The organism is Rhodococcus sp. EPR-157, assembly GCF_001647195.1.
Classification (GTDB): Bacteria; Actinomycetota; Actinomycetes; order Mycobacteriales; family Mycobacteriaceae; genus Rhodococcoides.
The window spans coordinates 1-4,217 of record NZ_LVCV01000670.1 but is presented as its reverse complement, the minus strand read 5'-3'; the positions used below and the strand labels follow the sequence as shown (position 1 = coordinate 4,217).

4 protein-coding genes are annotated in these 4,217 nt (G+C 64.5%); 3 read left to right on the top strand and 1 reads right to left on the bottom strand.

Translation table 11 applies throughout. The annotated features are described in order from the left end of the window. The 3 genes from A2J03_RS28800 to A2J03_RS28790 all read left to right on the top strand — a co-directional run. Positions 1-883: C40 family peptidase (locus A2J03_RS28800; RefSeq protein WP_068381480.1), on the top strand; the 883-nt coding region annotated here is incomplete at its 5' end. Positions 884-889: 6 nt separating this feature from the next. Next, positions 890-2,227 (top strand): hypothetical protein, encoded by a 1,338-nt coding sequence (locus tag A2J03_RS28795; protein WP_231912760.1) that lies wholly within the window; start codon positions 890-892, stop codon positions 2,225-2,227. A 13-nt stretch (positions 2,228-2,240) separates the two neighbouring features. Further along, complete coding sequence (locus A2J03_RS28790) at positions 2,241-3,365, top strand: glycosyltransferase family 4 protein (RefSeq protein ID WP_068381475.1); 1,125 nt, start codon at positions 2,241-2,243, stop codon at positions 3,363-3,365. 10 nt (positions 3,366-3,375) lie between these two features. On the opposite strand, the gene A2J03_RS28785 is transcribed toward A2J03_RS28790, so the two are convergent. After that, positions 3,376-4,217, bottom strand: an 842-nt coding sequence (locus A2J03_RS28785) for an AMP-dependent synthetase/ligase (protein ID WP_156520642.1), incomplete at its 5' end; no start/stop codon positions are given.

The window sequence follows — 4,217 nt, the reverse complement described above, 5'->3', positions numbered from 1 at the left end:
CACCGAGGCAATGCACAACGCCCAGATCGATCTGGACGCGAAGACAGCAGCGCAACGGGACGCCGAAACCGCCGTCGGTTCGCACCAGGACGCCCTTACGCGCGCGCAGGCTGCACTCGCGGAACTGAAGCCGGCTGTCGACAAAGTCGCCAACGTCAACTATCAGGGTGGGCGCACCAATCGACTGTTTGCCGTCATGGTCAGCGATTCACCTCAGCAGTTGCTCGACCAGATGTCGGCTCTCGACATCATCTCGGCGGAAACCGCTCGCCAGGTGCAGCAGTTCAAGCAGGCCACAGCTGATGCCGCTGCCGCCGAGGACGCAGCACGCACCGCAGCGGAGACCGCCCGGATTGCTGCCGAACAAGCCAAGGTCGTCAGCGACGGCCTCCAGGCGAAGCAGAGCGAACTGCAGGGGCAGATGGCGGAGGTCATAGCGAGTTTCAACGCGCTGTCCAGCTCCGAGCAGGCCGACCTCGCGGGATCGCCGTTGCCCCCGGGCTTCGACCTGTCCAAGATCTTGTCGAACCTCATTCCCGGTTCGGGATCCGGAGCGTTGCAGGCTGGTCTGACCCAGGTCGGAAAGCCCTATGTATGGGGTGCGACAGGTCCCGATGGATTCGATTGTTCCGGCCTCGTCGTGTGGGCGTACAAGCAAGTCGGTAAGACACTTCCGAGATCGAGCCAGGCGCAGGCATCCGGCGGAACACCGATCGATCAGAAGGATCTCCAGCCGGGCGATGTCGTGTTGTTCTACCCGGATGCGTCCCACGTCGGGTTGTACGCGGGCAACGGCAACGTACTCCACGCATCGACCTTCGGGGTGCCGGTGAAGGTGCAGTCCATGGCGTCGTTCCCGTACTACGGCGCGCGTCGCTACTGACACTCGGTGCTGTCGATCCGCGGTGAGCGCTCTGCTGAGAAGCCTCGTTGGGCGCGCCTGGCCGTCGTTGTACTGAGCGTTCTGCTCGGACTGTCGGCGTGCAGTACCGATCCGGTGACGGACACGGAGCCCACCACGACAACCGCGGTCAATCCGTACGAGGCGCAGCGTCGCCAGGGTGTCGAGGACTTACTGCGTCGGTGGGCCGATGCCGTCCGTTCGAACGACATGGCGGCCCTCGAGAAGACGATCGATCCAGCCGCCTCTCCCGAGTTCCTGCGGTCCGAGATCCGCCGAGCTGCCAATCTCGCGTCCGTCCCGCTCGCAGATTGGGGCTACGACCTCGTCGACGAACCTGAAGTGCCGGTTCCCTCCGCGGTCGCGACTCCGCTGAACGCTGCCGACGTCTGGGCGCCATCGGTGGTTCTGCGATACGCGGTGACCGGGCCCGATACGACGCCCACTCGGCGACCGGTGGCGCTGCTGCTCGCGCAACGTGACGACGAGTGGCGGATCGTCTCGGACACAGACATTGCGGGCGTCGACCGAACGACGTGGCGTGGTCCGTGGGACTTCGGGCCGGTGATCGCGAGATCGGTGTCGACTTCTGGGGGAACATCAGTGGTTCTCGGACACCCCGATCAGTCGCTGTTGATCGACCGTGTGGCGAGCGAATTGCCGGCGGCAGTCGATGCCGTGTCGGACTTCTACGGGGACGACTGGCCGCAGACCGCGCTGATCTTCACCTCCGGATCCGTCGAGGAATTCGCAGCGTCGGCGGGTCCCGCCACAGCAGGAACGGACGTCGCAGCGGTCTCCGTGTCCGACTCTGTCGTCCCGGGGCAGACCGTCACAGGGCAACGCGTGGTATTCAGTGCAGCTGCGCTGGACCGGTTGACCGACACGACGACCAGATCGGTCCTGCGGCACGAGCTGACGCATGTGGCGGCACGCTCCGCGACGGTCGACGGCTCGCCCACCTGGGTCCTCGAAGGCTTTGCCGACTACTCCGGTTACCGTGGCTCAGGGGCCGATTTCGATCGTGTCGCACCGACTTTGAGCCGCGTTGTCGCCGAGGGCGGACCTCCTACGGTCTTCCCGGAAGACTCCGACTTCGGTGCAGGAGGCGTCCGATCCACGCTTGCGTACGAGTCCGCGTGGTCCGTGTTCGCCTTCGCGGCCGCGCAGTTCGGGGAACCGGCGCTACGAAGTCTCTACGAGCAGCTTGCCACGGGTCCGAAGACCGCATCCGAGGTCGACAGCGGACTGAAGTCTGCTACCGGACTGAGCACCGGAGTGTTTCTGCAGGCCTGGGGGTCGTGGGTACTTCGACAGTCGTCCTGACTACGGTGGACCCATGCATCGGACCCTGCTGGTGACGAACGATTTCCCACCGCGTCCCGGTGGCATCCAGTCGTATCTCCACAGCTTCGCCACGCGATTTCCGGCCGACGAGTTGGTGGTCTACGCACCGCGGTGGCGCGGCGACAGTCATGTCAAGTTCGACGCACGACAGCCGTTCGAGGTCGTCCGCCATCCGACGACTTTGATGCTTCCGACGCCATTTGTCGCGAGACGGGCATGCGCGTTGGTCAAGTCGCTGGACTGCGAGTCGGTGTGGTTCGGGGCGGCAGCACCGCTGGCGGTGATGGCGCCGGTCGTGCGCCGAGCCGGGGCCGATGTCGTGATCGCCAGTACGCACGGCCATGAAGTGGGCTGGTCGATGGTGCCCGGCGGCCGGGCGACCTTGCGCGCCATCGGCAATTCCGTCGATGCAGTGACGTATGTGAGCAAGTACACCCGCGGGCGGTTCGCGTCGGCGTTCGGCCCGCGAGCCGCTCTGGAACACGTTCCGCCCGGGGTGGACACCGACAGGTTCAAGCCCGACAGCTCAGCACGTGAAGAGTTGCGGGCGCGTTATGGCCTGGGAGATCGTCCGACGGTGCTGTGCCTGTCGCGGTTGGTGCCGCGTAAGGGCCAGGACTATCTGATCCGTTCGATCCGGGGGATACGCGCAAGTATCGATGGCGCTGTGCTTGTCATCGTGGGGGGTGGGCCCTACGAGGGAACGCTTCGCGCCTTGGTCCGAAAAGAAGGTGTCGAGGATCACGTGATCTTCACCGGCACGGTACCTTCCGCAGAACTGGCTGCTCATCACACCATTGCCGACGTGTTTGCCATGCCGAGCAGAACGCGCGGAGCAGGTCTGGACGTCGAAGGGCTCGGCATCGTCTACCTCGAAGCGTCTGCGTGTGGAATCCCGGTTGTCGCCGGGCTATCCGGGGGTGCACCGGAAACAGTCCAGCAGAACAAGACCGGACTTGTGGTCGACGGTCGATCGGTCGAGCAGATCACCGATGCCATCGTGAGAATTCTGTCCGACCGTGCACTGGCGACGTCGATGGGTCACGCCGGCCGCCGTTGGGTCGAGACGAGTTGGCGTTGGGATGTTCTGGCTGGAAAGCTGCGCGCATTGCTCTAGTGGGGCGGCATCACCGGGCGTAGATTGCCTCGATCTCGTCTGCGTACGACTTGACGATCACGTTTCGCTTGAGCTTCATCGTCGGCGTCATTTCGCCGGACTCTTCGGTGAAATCGCCGGGAAGAATGCGGTACTTCTTGATGGCTTCCGCATGCGAGACGGACTTGTTGGTCTCGGCCACTGCCGCGTCGATCTCGGCGATGAGATCGACGTCCTTCGCGAGATCGGCAGCGGTGGCGTAGGCCGGTTTGCCGTGCGCGGCTTTCCAACCCGACAAGGCGTCGTCGTCGAGTGTCACCAGCGCGCCGATGAACGGCTTCTGATCGCCGACGACGATGGCCTGGCTGATCAAAGCGTGCGCCCGCAACTGGTCCTCCAGCCCGGCAGGCGATACGTTCTTTCCGCCTGCCGTGACGATGAGTTCCTTCTTGCGGCCGGTGATGGTGATGTAGCCGTCTTCGTCGACGGATCCGAGATCACCGGTGCGGAACCACCCGTCGTCGAGGGACTCTGCCGTTGCTTCTTCGTTGCGCCAATATCCCGAGAACACCACGGGTCCGCGAAGTTGAATCTCGTCGTCCTGGGCGATCCGAACGGTGTTGCCGGGCAAGGGGCGCCCGACGCTGCCGACGCGCTGATTCCCGATCGTGTTCACCGCGAACGCCGCACTGGTCTCGGTCAGGCCGTAGCCCTCGTAGATGGGCACACCGATGCCTCGGTAGAAGTGCCCGAGACGTGCACCGAGTGGGGCGCCGCCCGAAATGGCGAGCTGACACTGGCCTCCGAGAGCGGCACGCAGTTTTGCGTAGACGAGCTTGTCGAACACGGCGTGCTTGATGCGCAACACCGCTC

Coding starts and splice junctions, on each gene's coding strand:
- A2J03_RS28790 (WP_068381475.1), top strand. CDS start 2,241: ATGCATCGGACCCTGCTGGTGACGAACGATTTCCCACCGCGTCCCGGT.